Below are 16,556 nucleotides of genomic sequence, written 5' to 3'. Positions count from 1 at the left end.
ATCGACCCCCGCGCAGAGCGCATCTACCGGTAAGATCGCCGCCATCGACCCTCGCCAAAACCGCACGCACCACGCCTGCATTGGCATTCGAGTTCCACGCAAACCGTGTGGTGTGCGGATCGAGCGGGGTGCACATGCCACGAAAGGCGTGCATGGCGCGCCCAATTTGTCATCCAGGTTGTGATTGATCGTTGACAATCACGCTCGATGCTTGGTACGAAGCACATCGGATCCCCACGACACACGTCCTTTTTCACAAGCGAAAGCAGGTACTTCATGGACGTCAGTTTATCCGAGCTTTTCCCGGGCATTTACAACTTCACGCAGGGCGACGCATCGCGCGGCAAGGCGCGGCGCCCCCGGCCCCCGAGGCCCGGCCAGCCGAAGCGTGCATCACGCACGACCAGCACACGCTGGTTCTGGATGCGCAGTGGAATGCGCGAACCACAACGACGATCGGCAATCCCGAGCTTCGCGACGTCGACATCATCCTCGATCCGCTGGTGACGTCGCTGCGCGACACCATCGATGGCCAAGTTCGCGGGTCGAAGCCGGGCGATGCACTTGCCGAACTGGGCGGTCAATTGCTGATCGTGCTGTTTCCGCAAGGCGTCAGCGCGGTCACGCATGCGACGTATGCGGACGAAGCGGCGGAGGTGGAGCGCATCATCGTCGAAATCAAGAAACCCGAATGGGGCGCGGTCGTCGCCGGATTCGGTTTGGCACGTATCGTCGAGCGGATGCAGGAGGTCATTCTAAAATATCGGCAATTGCTCGAAGCGCCTGCGGCGGCGGGGCTGAAGTTTGCCGACGTGAAAGCGACGCGGGCCCAGGGGCAGAGCCTGCTCTTGCAAACGCTGGCGATGGTGCTGGCGAAGTATCCGTCCGACAGCGAGGCGGACAAGGCGGGCCGCGAGGCGCTGATGGGGCCGATATTGCGGCAGAACGAAGCGATCGGTCAATATTTGAAGTCGCGTCGCACGGTGCCGGATGTCAATCCGGATACGGGTGAAGAAGTGCAGGGGCCGACGTAGGGGCGCCTCGAGCTCGCAGCAAGCTCGCGCTGGCCCGTCAAGGCCAATCCGTTTTACGGGCGCAACCTCGTGGTCACTTGCAGCCGTGACGCGCAGGGCGCTTCCCTAACTGTGCGCACCACTCTTCCTTCGAGAGACAGTCTTCGCCGCGGGCCGTCGCACTCTCACACGCCAGGTCATACGGATCATACCCGCCTGGATCGTACTCCTCCTCTGGCTCTTGCGGTGGAGGCGTTTGGCGCTCCGTCCCGGCGCAAGCGCCAGCGGTCATGGCGGACGCCAAGAGAAAACCAAAGGGAACGACGGTTGTTTGGAGACAAAGGGCAAACTTGGTCGACTTCATGGTCGAAGCAGACCACTGCTCGCCGAGTTCGTCAAGGCCAATCGGTTTTACGGGCGCAACCTCCTCGGGCAAGGGCGGCGCCATAGCATTCGTGGTGGCTGTCTCTGGCGGAGCCAACGACACGAGCGACGGTATGTCCTGACGTACTGGCATAGCCGTCGAATTCCCAGGCGCGACGACTCCGCAGACCACGGCGACGGTCATCGCGCACGCCGCGTGGGTCGCATGCGGAAGCAACCGCGAAACGTGCCGGGCCAAACGCGCACCTTGGGCGTGGGCGTTTTTTGCGACGAATACGACGAAGGCGACGATGGTTGATTGCATGGCCGCGCGCAGCAGGCGCCGCACCCGGCGAAGGCGCGAGTCAACCGTCGACCAACGCCGGTTCTGTTCGTTGGCAATCTCCTGGACGGTCTTGTCTTCGACGTAATGGGCGTGCAAGAGCGCCAGGTCTTCGGCATCGAGCAGAGCCAACGCGTCTTGCAATGCTTTGCGCATACCCACGTCGGGCACATGGGCTGGCGTGGAGAGCGCGGCGGCGATGTTCGCATCGGTGAGCTCTTCGCCTAAAAGCTTGCGATGTTTGGACCCGCGGTTGGTCAAAGCCGCATATCTCGCGAGCTCACACATCCATCCGATGAATTTTTCTCGGTCAGTGCTGGACCGGCGCTTCGAAATGGGTTTGTCTAGGGCCTTGATGAATGCATCATGCACGACCTCCAAGGGATGAACATGCGCAGGACAACCCACTTTCCGCACCACGGCCATCATGGTCTTCACCAGGTCGTCGAACTCTGGCCTCGACAAACCAAACGCCGATGCAAGCATGCGGCGAACATCCTCGGATGGCTGGACCTTCGGCGGATCGTCGGGTGGATCGGTCGGTGGTCGATGCGTCATGACGGGATAGGGTACGAGGCTACCGGAATCCCGAAAAAATCGTCCACCCTCCTCCTTTTTTTCTTCACGCTCACACTGGCATTGCCAGTTCGCATGGCGTTTGCCCTCGACGCACCCGCCATCGCTCCGACGCAGCTCGACTTCGATGCAAGCCGAGCGCCCAAGAGTTGCAACAATGATGTGACGTTCAAAGAGTTGCTCGAGATCAGGGTGCCTGCCAACGTCCTCAAACCGGATGCAGCTCGCCGGCTCATTGTCCGCATCCATCGTTCTCCGAGGGGTCAAAAGCTGGTCGATGTGACGCTGGTGGATGCAACCGGAACAACCCTTGCCGAGCATCACCAGCCCTTCGGCGTCAGAGAGGAATGTCACCGAGTGCTCTACGAAGCGGCACGCACCGCAGCGAAGCTCCTTGGCGCCTTCAAAAAGCCGCCGCCGCCCGAACCGTGTCCGACGTGCCCAGCGTGTCCGTCCTGCGCCGACTGTCCGGCATCGTCCGCGCCCGCGCAGCCACTGCCGCGGCGGGTCGCGCCCGCGCAGCCACCTCCGCGGAAGGTCGCCCCCGCGCAGTCACGGCCACAGCCGCCGCCATCGACCCCGCCACGTCGTGCGTCTGTCATGGCCGGTGCTTTGCTCGCGACGGGAATCACGTCCCAAGGCACCGCGGGGCCGTTCGTTGGTGTCAGCGTCGTCCCATCGTCCCATTTCCCGCGTTTTCATGTGGAGTTTGGTGGTGCGTGGTTGCCACCGATGCAGGTGACATCGAAAACGCGCGCGGGATATCGAATGGACATCGTTCCGCTTTTTGGATCCATTTGTCACGCGCGACATGTCTTTCGCTTTTGCGGCGGCATTGCGTCGACATTTTACGACGCGCAGCGTGCGGACGGTGCAATGGGGCACGATGGATTGCGCGTCACGCTCGCGGGTGTGGCGCGTTTGGGCGCGGAGCTCGATGTTGCGGGCGCCTTTTCGATGCGCGTGGACACGTACATGCTCACGCGGTTTTGGCGCCGAACGTTTGGCAATGAATGGGCAGCATTCGATGACCCGAGCCCCATTGCATTGGGCGTGGCAGGCGTGGCCGTGTGGTCGCTCGAATGAGGGAGGAAGGTATCGTCGAGCGAATGCAGGAGGTAATAGTAAAATATTGGCAATTGCTCGCCCCTTCGTTGGTATCTCGGCGAGCGTGGCTCGCACCAAGGTCACCCCGTGTTCAACACGTCGCCCATCTCCCAGAATGAAACGTTGGTGAACCGGTGTTCCTCGATCAGGCGTTTCACGTTGTCCGTGCAAAGTATACAACCGGGGAACTCGTAAACACGGAAGATCCCATCAATGGGCGGGACGAAGAGGCCCTGTCCTTCGATCCGAGGAATCATCCGCTTATGCATCACCCCGTTCTCTTGGTCCCAGGTCGATTCCCTACGCGGAATTCCCGACAACTCGTAGTCGGTGGATCCATCAGCCCGTTGGTGTGTCGTGATGGTCGTGCGTTCCATGTCGGCATGCGTCCATGCGGTCACCCATAGGTCCCATAACTTCGGTCCCGTATAGGGAAGGCGCACCCTTGGCTTCTTCAAACGGCGCCGTGACATTTTGGCGACCTTGGCGCTCTCGAACATCTCGACCTCCCGAAGCTCGAAGCCTTGGATGCCATGATCGGTCAACGCCCGCGCAACCTGGTCGGTGATGACCAGATCCGAGCCCAGCCCCGGCCATGTGAAGTCTCCAACGACATCCGAATCAGGCTCCCACTCGATGACGATGGGGCCCCTCCTCTCATAGGGCTCCCCCGGTTGCCATGAACCTCCGACCCGGTGAGCCCCGGCGTAGTCATAGTCGTAGGGGTTGTGGAATTCCCATATTTTCATGGTCGGTATTGCTCCAGGCCAAACATTTTGACGAGTTCGTCTCGGATACGTAGCACGTCCTCGGCAGTCGGCGTCCGCGTACGCTTGATGATCTCTAAGCGCTCTTTGAATTGTTCATTCCATTCGCCGCCGCGCGCTCCTTTGTGAATGCGCTTGTGAACATCCTCTGGTATCGCCCAACGGTTCGGCGCACCGGGCTTACCTTGAACGGCCTTTCGCACATGTTCAGGCAGTGTCTTCAGGATTTCCGTCGGCACCGTGTGATGATCGTGGGTCTTGATCGCCCCTGGCCCGCTCGCCGGTGCTTTTCCCTTTGGCCGCGTCGTCGTCCTCGTGCCTGATGGGCTCGTCGTGGTCGTCGTCGTTGGCTCGGACGCTCCCCTCGGGCGCGTCGTGGTCGTCGTCTTGGCCGGCGGCGGTGGCGCTTGCACCGGTTTCGCCACGGGTGCCGGCGGTGCCTTGGCTGGCGGCGCTTGTGGCGGACGCGTGGCGGGCGCTGGCGAAGGTGGCGGCGTCGATGCCGCGGCCGTCGCCGGCTGCGAATCATCCGCGCGCGATAGGATGTCCGACAGCGCGTCGGCCCCGTGCTGCACGCTCACGACGCACGAGAGGAATCCGTTCGCCACGAGGCCCGCGGAGCCCACGACGATCACGACGCCCGCAGGTGCACCTCCGCCGGTCGCCGTGAGTCCGCCGCCGCCAGCGATACCGGCGCATCCAATGCCGATTTGAGCAATGCCCCCAACGCCTTCACCAACGGATTTGCCCAAGCGCGCCCATGGCGTCCCTCGAGGCAAAACGCCCGATTCCATGCCGACATCCGCGACAAGGCTGCCCAAAGGCAGGAAGCTGAGCGGCACGCCAGCGCCAGCGCCTCCAACGAATTGCGCAGCGGGATGATCCACGGCACGAGGGCCAGGATCCGGGGTCGTGGGAGCTGGCACCGGCTTTCCCGAGCGCAGCGCGTCGGCAACCATGCGCTTGAATTGCTCGATGGCAATGCCCGTGGGCGGCACGATGCGTAGGGGCCGAACACCCGCCTGTTGGCCGATGAATGACGTATTTGTTTTTTGGTCGGCCGCAGCCTTGCAGGTTTGCTCGACGACACGCGCTAGCTGTGCGTGAAGCTCGTCGGAAATGGCGAACGTCGCCGATTCCGCGTCACGCTTGCACGGCGCTTTTGCATCCGCGCAATTCACCGCGAAATGCGATAGTGACGGCCGCGGCAATGGCGACGCGTCCTTTGCATCCGGGAGCACGCGTGCCTGCTCGTCCTTCGGCAGCAACCGCTCGCCACCAGGCAACACCGACGGCGCTTTCCGTGGCTGCTCCGGCTTTGCAGCAGGCCTCTGCACTGGCCGCGCTATCGGCTGTGGCAACGGTTTCGGACCATTCGCCTTGCGCGGAGCTACTTGCGGCTTTGGCGTGGTCTTCTTTGGCGGAGGCGGCTTTGGCGGGGGTGGCGGCGGCGGCTGAAGCGGCGGTGCCGGCTTGCAGGTCCACGCAATCTTGCGGATATCCTCCGGAAACCTGTTGAGGCTATCAAGGCCAAGGTTTGGGTTGTGCTTGTAGACGATATGATGATCGGTCCTCGTCCCCCTCCATGCGCCGACCTCCCTCCACCCCTTTGCATCCTTGACGATGACGAACGTGTCGTCATCCGCTGCCAGTTTGTCAGGCCGCCAGCACACTTCGATGGGCGCCGGTGCGGCTGAGGCGTTCGTGGCCAGCACGACAAGGACCAGCGCACAAGAGCAAGCCCATCGCCGCACCACCAACGCCCAAGCGACCCAGAGAAACCGAAGCCACCCCATCATCGCAAGCTGCCTCCCGCGACAGGCAGACTACGGCGTGGAATTACTGAAGGCCAAGCAAACACAGGTCAACCTCCCAACATCACGCCCGAGCCATTCCGCACCACTTGGTCAACCTTCCAACATCATCCCTCAGCCATTCCGCACCCCCTGGTAACCTTCCCATCATCGACCCCCGCGCAGAGCGCATCTACCGGTAAGATCGCCACCATCGCCCCCCGCAAAAACCGCTCGCGCCACGCCTGCATTGGCATGTGACCCCACGCAAACCGTGGTGTGCGGATCGAGCGAGGTGCACATGCCACGAAAGGCGTGCATGGCACGCCGAATTTGTCATTCAGGTTGTGATTGATCGTTGACAATCACGCTCGACGCTTGGTACGAAGCACATCGGATCCCCACGACACACGTCCTTTTTCACAACCGAAAGCGAGGTACTTCGTGGACGTCAGTTTATCCGAGCTTTTCCCGGGCATTTACAACTTCACGCCAGGGCGACGCATCCTGAGCATGCGGCAAGTCAAAACGGCAGCCTTGGCCGCCAATGAAACGGCGCTCGTGGCGCATGCCGAAGCGTGCATCACGCACGACCAGCACACGCTGGTTCTGGATGCGCAGTGGAATGCGCGAACCACAACGACGATCGGCAATCCCGAGCTTCGCGACGTCGACATCATCCTCGATCCGCTGGTGACGTCGCTGCGCGACACCATCGATGGCCAAGTTCGCGGGTCGAAGCCGGGCGATGCACTTGCCGAACTGGGCGCTCAATTGCTGATCGTGCTGTTTCCGCAAGGCGTCAGTGCGGTCACGCATGCGACGTATGCGGATGAAGCGGCGGAGGTGGAGCGAATCATCGTCGAAATCAAGAAGCCCGAATGGGGCGCGGTCGTCGTGGGATTCGGTTTGGCGCGTATCGTCGAGCGGATGCAGGAGGTGATTCTAAAATATCGGCAATTGCTCGAAGCGCCTGCGCCTGCGGGGCTGAAGTTTTCGGACGTGAAGGCGGCGCGGGCCCAGGGACAGAGCTTGCTCCTGCAAACGCTGGCGATGGTATTGGCCAAGTATCCATCGGACAGCGAGGCGGACAAGGCGGGTCGCGAGGCGCTGATGGGGCCGATATTGCGGCAGAACGAAGCGATTGGTCAATATTTGAAGTCGCGTCGCACGGTGCCGGATGTCAATCCGGATACGGGCGAAGAGGCGATCACGCCCTGAACGCGTCGCGCACCTCGGGCTTGCGAAGATAGATCGCACCCACGAGATAGAAAACGATCTGCACGAGGAGCCAGCCCCAACCCACGGCGAGCCCGAAGAGCATGCCCATCTCGAAGAAGCTGCTCGACAAGCCCTCCATGGCTGGTGGAGGAGAATTTCCAGCGGGCCATGATGCATGCATTATCTTGGGCCTGAATTCGCGCAGGATTTGCATCGTCGCCGTTCCGATCGACACCGAGGCAATCCCATGGAGCACCATCGACGGAATCGCCACGACGAACGTGGTCGCAAGGATATCGCGGCCTTGCTTGCGACGATTTAGGCTCATGAACCCCCCCACGAGCAGCGCCGCCGAGACCATGAGCGAGAGGGTCACCTCGAAGCGGTTGAACGTCGCCCAGCTCTCGGTTAAGGCCATCAGCGCTTTTTTCATCTCTTGCTGGACCTCGGCGAGCGCCGCCGTTTGTGCGGGAGGCGTGGCGATCGTTTTCTCCGGCCCCGCCAAAAGTGCTGATACTCCGGCGAGCGCAACCAAAAGATTTACTGCGCCAAGGATGATGGTAACAGTCGAGAGCGTCCGGAGCTTGCGCGGAGTCATGCGCGCTTTCCTACCGGAGAGCTCCCGTGGACGCCAGTATTTTCAGACAAACCATGGAAACCGGCGTGATGACGGTCGCTCGGACCGAGGTCACCCAGTGTTCAAGACGTCGCCCATCTCCAAGAAAGAAACGTTGGTGAACCGGTGTTCTTCGATCAGGCATTTCACGTTGTCCGTGCAAAATATACAAGCGTCGAACTCGAAAACACGGAAGAACCCATCGATGAGCGGGACGAAGAGCCCCTGTCCTTCGATCCGCGGACGCATCTCCCTGATCACCCCCTTCTCTGGGTCCCAACAGATCGTTTCCTCATGTTGGACCCCCGACAAATCGTAGTCGGTGGATCCATCAGCCCGTTGGTGTATCGTGATGGTCGAGCGTTCCATGTCCGCATGCCTCCATGCGGTCACCCAAAGGTCCCATAGCTTCGGTCCCGTATAAGGAAGGCGCACCCTTGGCCTCTTCGAACGGCGCCTCGACATTTTGGCGACTTTGGCGCTCTCGAACATCTCCACCGCCCGAAGCTCGAAGCCTTGGATGCCGCGATCGGTCAAGGCCCGCGCAACCTGGTCGGTGATGACCAGATCTGCGGCGAACCCCGGCCATGTGAAGTCTCCAACGACATCCGAATCAGGCTGCCACTCGATGACGATGGGGCGCCTTCGTTCCTGGTATTCCCCCGGTTGCCATGTACCTCCGACCCGGATTGCGTCGGCGTAGGCATAATCATGGGGGTTCATTAATTGCCAGATTTTCATGGTCGGTAAACCTCCAGACCAAACAGCTTGACGAGCTCATCGCGGATACGTAGGACGTCCTCGGCAGTCAACAGCTTCTTCTGCTTGACGTCATCTAAGCGCTTCTTGAATTCTGCATTGTATTCGCCGCCGCGCGCCCCTTTGTGAATGCGCTTGTGAACATCCTCTGGTATCGCCCAACGGTTCGGCGCGCCGGGCTTACCTTGAACCGCCTTTCGCACATCGTCAGGCAGCTTCTTCAGGATTTCCGTCGGCACCGTGTGGTGATCGTTGGTCTTTATCGCCCCTGGCCCGCTCGCCGGTGCTTTTCCCTTTGGCCGCGTCGTCGTCCTGGTCCCCGACGGGCTCGTCGTGGTCGTTGCGATCGTTCGTCCGGACGAATCCTTGGTCGTCGTCTTGATCACCGGTTGCGCAGTGGGCGTGCTCGGTGCCGGTTTCGCCACGGGAGCCGGCGGTGCCTTGGCTGGCGGCGGCGCTTGCGGCGGGCGCGCGGCGGGCGCTGGCGAAGGTGGCGGGCTGGATGCCGTAGCCGTAGCCGGCTGCGCATCATCCGCGCGCGATAGGATGTCCGACAGCGCGTCGGCCCCGTGCTGCACGCTCACGACGCACGAGAGGAATCCGTTCGCCACGAGGCCCGCGGAGCCCACGACGATCACGACGCCCGCAGGTGCACCGCCACCCGTCGCCGTGAGTCCGCCACCGCCAGCGATACCGGCGCATCCAACGCCGATTTGAGCAATGCCCCCAACGCCTTCCCCAACGGATTTGCCCAAGCGCGCCCATGGCGTCCCTCGAGGCAAAACGCCCGATTCCATGCCGACATCCGCGACAAGGCTGCCCAAAGGCAGGAAGCTGAGCGGCACGCCAGCGCCAGCGCCTCCAACGAATTGCGCAGCGGGATGATCCACGGCACGAGGGCCAGGATCCGGGGTCGTGGGAGCCGGTACGGGTTTTCCCAAGCGCAGCGCGTCGGCAACCATGCGCTTGAATTGCTCGATGGCAATGCCCGTGGGCGGCATGATGCGTAAGGGCCGAACACCCGCCTGTTGGCCGATGAATGACGTATTTGGTTTTTGGTCGGCCGCCGCCTTGCAGGTTTGCTCGACGACGCGGACGAATTGCGCGTGAAGCTCGTCGGAAATGGCGAACGTCGCCGATTCCGCGTCACGCTTGCACCGCGCCTTGTCGTCCGCGCAATTCACCGCGAAATGCGAAAGTGACGAACGTGGCAATGGCGACGCGTCCTTTGCATCCGGGAGCACGCGTGCCTGGTCGTCCTTCGGCAGCAACCGCTCGCCGCCAGGCAATATCGACGGCGCTTTCCGCGGCTGCTCCGGCCTTGCAGCAGGCCTCTGCACTGGCCGCGTTATCGGCTGTGGCAACGGTTTCGGACCATCGCTCGCGCTCTTTTTTTGCGGCTTTGGCTTGGCCTTCTTCGGCGCTGGCGGCTTCGGTGGCGGCGGCTTTGGCGGAGGAGGCGGATCCGCCGGCGGCGGCTGAACCGCGCGTGCTCGCTTGCAGGTCCACGCAATCTTGCGGATATCCTCGGGAAACCTATTGAGGCTATCAGGGCCAAGGTTTGGGTTGTGCTTGTAAACAATATGATGATCGGTCCTCGTCCCCCTCCATGCGCCGACCTCCCTCCACCCCTTTGCATCCTTGACAATGACGAACGTGTCGTCATCCGCCGCCAATTTGTCAGGCCGCCAGCACACTTCGATGGGTGCCGGTGCGGCTGAGGCGTTCGTCGCCAGCATCACGAGCAAGAGCGCACAGGCACAAACCCACCGCCGCAAGACAAGCGCCCAAGCGACCCACAGAAAGCGAAGCCATCTTGTCATCGCAAGCTGCCTCCCGCGACAGGCAGGCTACAGGGTGGAATTGCTGAAGGTCAAGCAAGCATAGGTCAACCTGCCAACATCACGCCGAGTGGTCAGGCACCCTTCGACGAGCGCGCATTGCGCCAGCGCTTGCCCTTGTCGTCCTCGACGGCCACCACGACACCCACGGCCGCGAGACCATCGAGCAATTCTGCGATGTCCTTTTTCTTGGCACCTTTGAAGCCCGCGGCAATGGTGTCGACCGTGAACAGGCCATGCGTCGATGCGAGCCGGTCGCGAATGGCAGCGATCTGCTCGGGCAGCTTCTTCGGCCATGTTTTCGCGGCGGAAGCGGCAACCGGGGTCGCCTCTTCTTCGGTCTCGGCAGTTTCCTCGACAGCCGCGATGGCGGTTTGCGTCGCGGGTCGTGCGCCCTGCGGATTTTGAAAGTCGGGCCGAAGCCACCGAATGATCCCGCGAGCTTCTTCGGCAGCGCGTTCGGCGTTCAGGGCGACGAGGTTTTCGAGGATCTGTTCGTCGGTGAGGTCCCGAGGCCAGCCGTACGCATCGAAAACGGCAGCGTCGAGGTCGTCGTGTAGGCTCTGGAGCGTAGTACCAAGCCCGTCCCGCCAAACCTGTTCATCAGCAGCATCCAGAGCATTGCCAGATCGGACGTCATCGAGCGCTTTGTAGAGCTTGGTTAGTGTAAGCTTGGGATGAAGCGCTTGCTGCCTCTTTCGATGAGCATCGAGCTCTTCTGCGAGCGAGCGAATACGCTTTTGCAGCGTCTTGTTGGCATCTGGGAATGGAAACGGCTCGAAACAACGAGTCTTGTTATAGCGGGGGTCATGACGGATTCCGAGACGCCCGCCAGCGGCGAGCGCCCAGCATATATGAATGCGGCTCGAAAGCACGCCTAGATAATAGGCGTCGTCAAGAGCAATCGCAACGATCATATTGTCTGGCAAAATATCCCCATCGAGAAATACGAAGTAGCGACGACGGGCGCTTTCCACAGTCGCGATGTATCTTCCGAGCCCTGCGAGTGCAGGACGAAAGCTATTTCTGGGCTCGCCGAAAATCCACCAGTTGTGGCGGTAGGACGCCCTCGCATTATGGTCGCGCTCCGGCTTGACTCGTTCGGCAACCCGCTGGTAAACGGCGGCGAATTTGCGGCGCACGTCTTCCGCCGTGAGTCCCAGCAGGTCGATCACCATGACATTGCGCGGTCGCGCGGCGATGTCCTGTCCATTCATGTATCGCCGAATGTGCTGCATCAGTCGCGGATCTCGACCCAGGCCCAGCTCTCGTGCCTCGGCCGGTGTTACGATGAAACCCGAACCATGAAGTTTCATGCCTGGACAGCTAATACCCATGTTTGCTCGGAGTGGGCTGGCCGCGGTCACGTTTGCGCCTACTGTTAGATCGGCGTTTATTTTTTCCGGTGCGCCAAGTCAAGTCGATGCGCACTTCGCCATTCTCCGCCTCATATTCGCGAGCGACGCGGCCAAGCGTACCTTCGACATTGCCCGGCGCGACAACACTCATCGCTGTCCGAACTTCTGCGCCCCCCGTTGTTTGGTCGTATTTAGCCGTTGTCCATGGATGATCTGGAATTGCGAAAACGAGTGACGCAGGACTTTCCTGGTCGGTGAGATGAACTTCCACCATACGACGATTGAAAACTTGGGCGATGCTGGTAGTTGTAATGAATCCTGCGCGACGGACGGCGCCGCTCCGGACCATAGTCGCTGCGCGATGCCACCAATACATGACGAAATCTGCCGATTCCGGAACGTCTTTGTAGGTAGCGCGCAGCGTCTGGGCATATCCATCCCCAAGCTCGGCTCGCATACGCCAATTCCCAAGATAAGGCGGATTCCCCACGACAAAATCCGCCTGCGGCCATTCCGCTTTGCGCGGATTCACGTAATTCAGAATCGGCACCCGCGCTTTCTCATCCGGCACGTCCTCCCCAGTAACCGGGTGCTTTTTCAACGTTTGGCCGTCCCACCGCGTCACGGGTTTGCCCTTCTCGTCCCGAACGAGCTCGGCGCGATCATAGGCAAGCACCGCGTCACGGCATTCGATGTTTTGATAATCCTGAAGCACGGGCTCGGGCGGAGGGCTCACGCGCCCGTGCGTCCGAAAATGCCATTGCAGATAGCCGATCCACAAAACCAACTCGGCAATTTCCTTGGCCCAGGGTTTGATTTCGATACCCAAGAGTTGCCGCGGCGTTACGCGGATACCTTCGGCATGCAAAAGCTCCTGCCGCTCACCCATGTCATGGAGCAACGCTACGACCTCGCTCTCCATCCGTTTGAACAGGTCGAGCGTCACGTAAAGAAAAATTCCCAGATCCGCACGCAGGATCGAGCACCCGCGTGTTGGCCAGCTTCGTGTGAAATGCTCGCACGACCGCCCGTGCCGCCTCGGCTTTCCCGTCCTGGTACAATTTGCGCGCGGCGGTCTGCACGTTCTCCCAATCTTCGCGCAGCGGCTCCTCGATCGTGGGTCGCACGAGACGCTCGACGTAAGCACGCGGCGTATAATGCGCGCCGAGCTTGTGCCGCTCCTTGGGATCCAAATGCGCGTTCGAGCAGCGTACCAAAGATGGCCGGATCGACCGCGGACCAATCGCGATTTGCCGCTTCAAGGAGCAGGGCGAGCGCTTTCTTCGAAAGCTTCAGCGCGGAGGGTTGCTTGAAGAGCCCGCCGTTGAAGCGAAGAAGCTTTGGAAAAAAGGCGAATGACGTTCCTTCATTCATGGCTCGCCAAAGTCCCTCAACCGCACCAGGAAATGCAGGTGGATTGGGAAGCCAATGGTGTTCGAGCCCTTCTTTGAATAGCTGCGACGGCAATAGACCGACGGATTCGGCGAACATCGTAAAGAGGCAGCGCATGAGGAACTTGGCGACGGCCTCGGAGGGTTGTTCTCGGCCTCGAGCTGCTTGGCAAGCTCGGCGAGTTGCGCGGCGACCTCGCGCGTTACCTTCTCGGCGCGACGCGACGGATCGAGCGACAATGGCTCCGTCCAAATGGCACGCAAGACGTCGAGATGCTGGTGGAGGTCTTTAGATAAAGTCGCCGTTTTTGCGCGTTCGGAAAAGCAGGCCAGCGGCGGGTCCCATCGAAATCGGCATACAGCTCGAAAGCATATCCAATGTCGCAAACAATCAGGAACGGCGGCGGAGCATCGAGCGCCATGGCGTAGCCCAGGGCTTGTCCTCGCGCGTCCACCATGGCGAGATCCCAAGACTCGGTGCCGCGTTGCACCTTGCCGCCTTTTTTCGTTCCTTCCGCGGCGGCCTGCTTTGCTTCGAGCAGAAAACAACCGTGTTTGTAGAGGTCTGCGCGCTTTTTCGTGACTTTCCCGCCCTCGATGGCCATGGGGATGGGTTTCTCGAAAACGTACGAGTCACGCTCGGGATCCTTCGTTGCCGGCTGGGGTCGAGGAACGCCCAACACATCGCAGAGCTCCGTGAGAAAGAGGTCCTTGTTGGCGCGTTCGGAGGCGCTGGAGGCGCTCCACTTGGCGATGAAGGCGGCAACGTCCATGGTGGGGCCGCGAAGGTAGCGTACTTCGCGTTGGAGGGGGAACGAAAATTGTCGAGGACGAGTTGCTCGGCCCAAAGTCATCATCCCCGGCCGCTGAACGATGCCGACAGTCCTTGGGTCAATCCCCCCACGCAAACCGCACTCCTTGGTCAACCTCCCAACATCACGCCCGAACCATTCCGCACTCCTTGGTCAACCTCCCAACATCACCCCCCGAGCCATTCCGCCCGCTTTGGTAACCTTCCCATCATCGATCCACGCGCGGAGCGCATCTACCGGTAAGATCGCCACCATCGACCCTCGCGAAAACCGCACGCGCTGCGCCTGCATTGGCATTCGAGTTCCACGCAAACCGTGTGGTGTGCGGATCGAGCGGGGTGCACATGCCACCGGATCCCCCAATCCTTCGCACCGCGCATGCGGCGCGCAGCGCTTGAACGATGCTCGTGACGCTTGCAACGCCGATCGGGATCCCATAACGTCGATCCTCGCGCCGCTCATGGAAGAACTGATCGGAGGACGATACCGCACCGAAGAGAAGTTGGGTGCGGGGGGAATGGGCACCGTGTATGCCGCTACGGACACGGTGACGGGGGCTCGTGTCGCCGTGAAAGTGGTGGCGGCACAAGTGGCGGAAAACGAAGTGCTGCTGAGCCGGTTCGAACGCGAAGTGCGCGCGGTGCGGGCGCTGGAAACGCCGCATGTGGTGCGCATGTTCGATGCGGGGCGCGACGCGTTTTCAGAGCTGCCGTTCTTCGTGATGGAAGTGCTGGACGGCGACGACGTGGCGCACGTGGTCAAACGGCTGCGGCCGCTTCGTCCAGACTTGGTGCTGCGCATCGGAGCGCAAGCGTGCTCGGGGCTGGAAGTGGCGCACGCGGCGCGTATCGTGCATCGAGACATCAAGCCGTCGAATCTGTTTCTGGCGAAAGGTCCGTCACCGGGTGAACGCACGGTCAAGATCTTGGATTTCGGCATTGCGAAGCTGGTGCCGGAGCAAGGTTCGTCGGCGGGGGCAGGGGAGCTGACGAGTTTGACCGAGACGGGGAGCATGTTGGGGTCGCCTTTGTACATGGCGCCAGAACAAGCTCGCGGGCACAAAAACATCGATGCTCGCGCGGACATTTGGTCGCTGGGTGTGGTGCTTTATCAGGGGCTGACGGGGCGGACGCCGCACCCGTACACGGATGCGCTGGGGGAGCTGATCATCGCGATATGCACGGAACCGGCCGAACGGGTGGAAAAATTCGCGCCGTGGGTGCCGAAAGCCGTGGCGGACGTGGTGCATCGAGCGCTGGAGATCAACCCGGCAGCGCGGTTTCAAACGATGGCCGAGATGCGGGCAGCTCTGGTTTCGCTGTTGCCGGGGGGCTCGAGCATTCATGAAAGCATGATCGTGACGATGCCGGAATCCGAGCGGGTCGCGCTTCCGGAGGCCGCGACAAACGCTGCATCGGGGGGCTCGGATGGCACGGGCATGGGAGGTCGGACGATTTCGGATTTGCCGACGGCGCATTGGGCGGGTGCGAGCAGCGGCGCGATGCAGCTCGGGCCGGTGACGACGGCAGGCGCGCGTGGTTCGACGACGGTGGTGGCAAAGCGCGCGCACACGGGGATTTTGGTGGCGTCGGTGGTGGCGTTCGCGGCGCTTGGAGGTGTGGCGGCGTTTCTGCTCTTCGGTGGGGCTGCGACGCCGAAGGAGCCGGACAAACCTGCCGTTGCGGCGCAATCGGCCGCGGTTGTGGTGCCGACGCGGGTGGTGCGCGTGGGCATCGAGCCTGCGGGGGCGGAGGTTTCCGTGGACGGGCGTGCGGCGGCATTGCAGGACGGGGCGATCACGATCGAGGGGACGCTGGGAAGCTCGCACGTGGTGCGCGTATCGGCGGATGGTCGGACGGAGACGAAAGAGGTGATCATCGCGGAGCAGGGGGCGTCGCCGGATCGCGTGGTGGTGGGGCCCGCGACGACGGCGGCAAGCGCGACGGCGCCGGTGGGACCGGTCAAGAAAGGGACGCTTGCGCCGCGCACGACGGCAACGAGCAAGCCGCAACCGCCGCCACCGGGCGAGATTTACTTGGGGCGATGATGAAACCGGGCCAGGGCTTGGGCGCTCGCTTCGCGCGCGTGGGATGCGCGCTCGCGAGAGTTTTGTTTACGATGGGGGGGCCCGAGGCTCGCCTCCCGGTGCTTTTGCTGCGCAAAAGCACGGCGAGGCTCGGGCCCCCCCATACCCCCCCGGATTCGAACTGGAGCCACGCCAGAGAGTCCAAATCCTGGTCCGGTCTCCCACTCATCACGCTCCTTTGCATACTTGGTTTTTCCGGACGAGCTTTCGCCGACGGGCTCGCGGACGAAGCCGAGCTGCACTTTCAGCTTGGGACGAGCGATTATCAGAAGGGCGAGTACACGAGCGCGCTCGAGCATTACATGCTGTCGAATCGGCTGGTGCCGAACCGCCGCGTGGTGTTCAACATCGCGCGATCGTTCGAGCAACTGAAGCGATATCCCGACGCGCACCGATATTACGTGGACGCGCTCGATGGAGAAACGAATGCCGCGGCCATCGATGCGGCCCGTGGGGCGCTCGAACGGCTGACGCCATACGTTGCGCTGCTCGATGTGAAGACGGATCCGC

General features: G+C 61.8%; 10 protein-coding genes and 1 pseudogene. 4 read left to right on the top strand and 7 right to left on the bottom strand.

The window, feature by feature from the left end; all coding sequences use genetic code 11:
* The first annotated feature begins 191 nt into the window (after window positions 1–191).
* A complete protein-coding gene (locus tag IPM54_08865) occupies window positions 192–1,034 on the top strand; it encodes a hypothetical protein (GenBank protein MBK9259931.1) in 843 nt (280 codons plus the stop codon).
* A 73-nt stretch (window positions 1,035–1,107) separates the two neighbouring features.
* Here the strand turns inward: IPM54_08865 and IPM54_08860 are convergent, their stop codons facing one another.
* Window positions 1,108–2,277, bottom strand: a complete 1,170-nt coding sequence (locus IPM54_08860; protein MBK9259930.1) for a sigma-70 family RNA polymerase sigma factor — start codon at window positions 2,275–2,277, stop codon at window positions 1,108–1,110.
* Between the two features lie 93 nt (window positions 2,278–2,370).
* On the opposite strand from IPM54_08860, the gene IPM54_08855 reads away from it, so the two are divergent.
* Window positions 2,371–3,381, top strand: coding sequence for a hypothetical protein (locus tag IPM54_08855; GenBank protein ID MBK9259929.1), 1,011 nt, complete (start codon window positions 2,371–2,373; stop codon window positions 3,379–3,381).
* Between the two features lie 101 nt (window positions 3,382–3,482).
* On the opposite strand, the gene IPM54_08850 is transcribed toward IPM54_08855, so the two are convergent.
* Together IPM54_08850 and IPM54_08845 are read right to left on the bottom strand one after the other, a co-directional pair.
* The gene (locus tag IPM54_08850; GenBank protein MBK9259928.1) at window positions 3,483–4,151 is read right to left on the bottom strand and encodes a hypothetical protein; all 669 of its coding nucleotides are present in this window, start codon (window positions 4,149–4,151) and stop codon (window positions 3,483–3,485) included.
* Complete coding sequence (locus IPM54_08845; protein ID MBK9259927.1) at window positions 4,148–5,884, bottom strand: DUF2380 domain-containing protein; 1,737 nt, start codon at window positions 5,882–5,884, stop codon at window positions 4,148–4,150. The genes IPM54_08850 and IPM54_08845 overlap by 4 nt, the downstream gene beginning before the upstream one ends.
* Window positions 5,885–6,406: 522 nt before the next feature.
* Between IPM54_08845 and IPM54_08840 the strand changes: the two genes are divergently transcribed.
* On the top strand, window positions 6,407–7,183 hold the full coding sequence (locus tag IPM54_08840; GenBank protein ID MBK9259926.1) for a hypothetical protein: 777 nt from the start codon (window positions 6,407–6,409) through the stop codon (window positions 7,181–7,183).
* Here the strand turns inward: IPM54_08840 and IPM54_08835 are convergent.
* From IPM54_08835 to IPM54_08820, 4 genes and pseudogenes are all read right to left on the bottom strand, one after another.
* Window positions 7,173–7,781, bottom strand: a complete 609-nt coding sequence (locus IPM54_08835) for a hypothetical protein (GenBank protein ID MBK9259925.1) — start codon at window positions 7,779–7,781, stop codon at window positions 7,173–7,175. The genes IPM54_08840 and IPM54_08835 overlap by 11 nt on opposite strands.
* Window positions 7,782–7,871: 90 nt before the next feature.
* Entirely contained in the window at window positions 7,872–8,540 is a 669-nt protein-coding gene (locus tag IPM54_08830; GenBank protein MBK9259924.1) for a hypothetical protein, read from the bottom strand.
* Window positions 8,537–10,381 (bottom strand): hypothetical protein, encoded by a 1,845-nt coding sequence (locus IPM54_08825; GenBank protein ID MBK9259923.1) that lies wholly within the window; start codon window positions 10,379–10,381, stop codon window positions 8,537–8,539. Before IPM54_08825 ends, IPM54_08830 begins: the two co-directional genes overlap by 4 nt.
* Before the next feature lie 92 nt (window positions 10,382–10,473).
* Window positions 10,474–13,921 (bottom strand): annotated as a pseudogene (locus IPM54_08820) (class I SAM-dependent DNA methyltransferase).
* A gap of 433 nt (window positions 13,922–14,354) precedes the next feature.
* Here IPM54_08820 and IPM54_08815 point away from each other — a divergent pair.
* A complete protein-coding gene (locus IPM54_08815; protein MBK9259922.1) occupies window positions 14,355–16,007 on the top strand; it encodes a serine/threonine protein kinase in 1,653 nt (550 codons plus the stop codon).
* The last annotated feature ends 549 nt before the right edge of the window (window positions 16,008–16,556 follow it).

Source organism: Polyangiaceae bacterium, assembly GCA_016715885.1.
GTDB lineage: Bacteria > Myxococcota_A > Polyangia > Polyangiales > Polyangiaceae > Polyangium.
The sequence above is the reverse complement of the archived record's forward strand: the minus strand, read 5'-3'. Positions and strand labels throughout refer to the sequence as shown.

What these genes read in the sequence shown, in the direction of transcription:
- IPM54_08860 (MBK9259930.1), bottom strand. Translation starts at nt 2,277, where the DNA reads ATGACGCATCGACCACCGACCGATCCACCCGACGATCCGCCGAAGGTC.
- IPM54_08855 (MBK9259929.1), top strand. Translation starts at nt 2,371, where the DNA reads ATGGCGTTTGCCCTCGACGCACCCGCCATCGCTCCGACGCAGCTCGAC.
- IPM54_08850 (MBK9259928.1), bottom strand. Translation starts at nt 4,151, where the DNA reads ATGAAAATATGGGAATTCCACAACCCCTACGACTATGACTACGCCGGG.
- IPM54_08835 (MBK9259925.1), bottom strand. Translation starts at nt 7,781, where the DNA reads ATGACTCCGCGCAAGCTCCGGACGCTCTCGACTGTTACCATCATCCTT.
- IPM54_08830 (MBK9259924.1), bottom strand. Translation starts at nt 8,540, where the DNA reads ATGAAAATCTGGCAATTAATGAACCCCCATGATTATGCCTACGCCGAC.
- IPM54_08825 (MBK9259923.1), bottom strand. Translation starts at nt 10,381, where the DNA reads ATGACAAGATGGCTTCGCTTTCTGTGGGTCGCTTGGGCGCTTGTCTTG.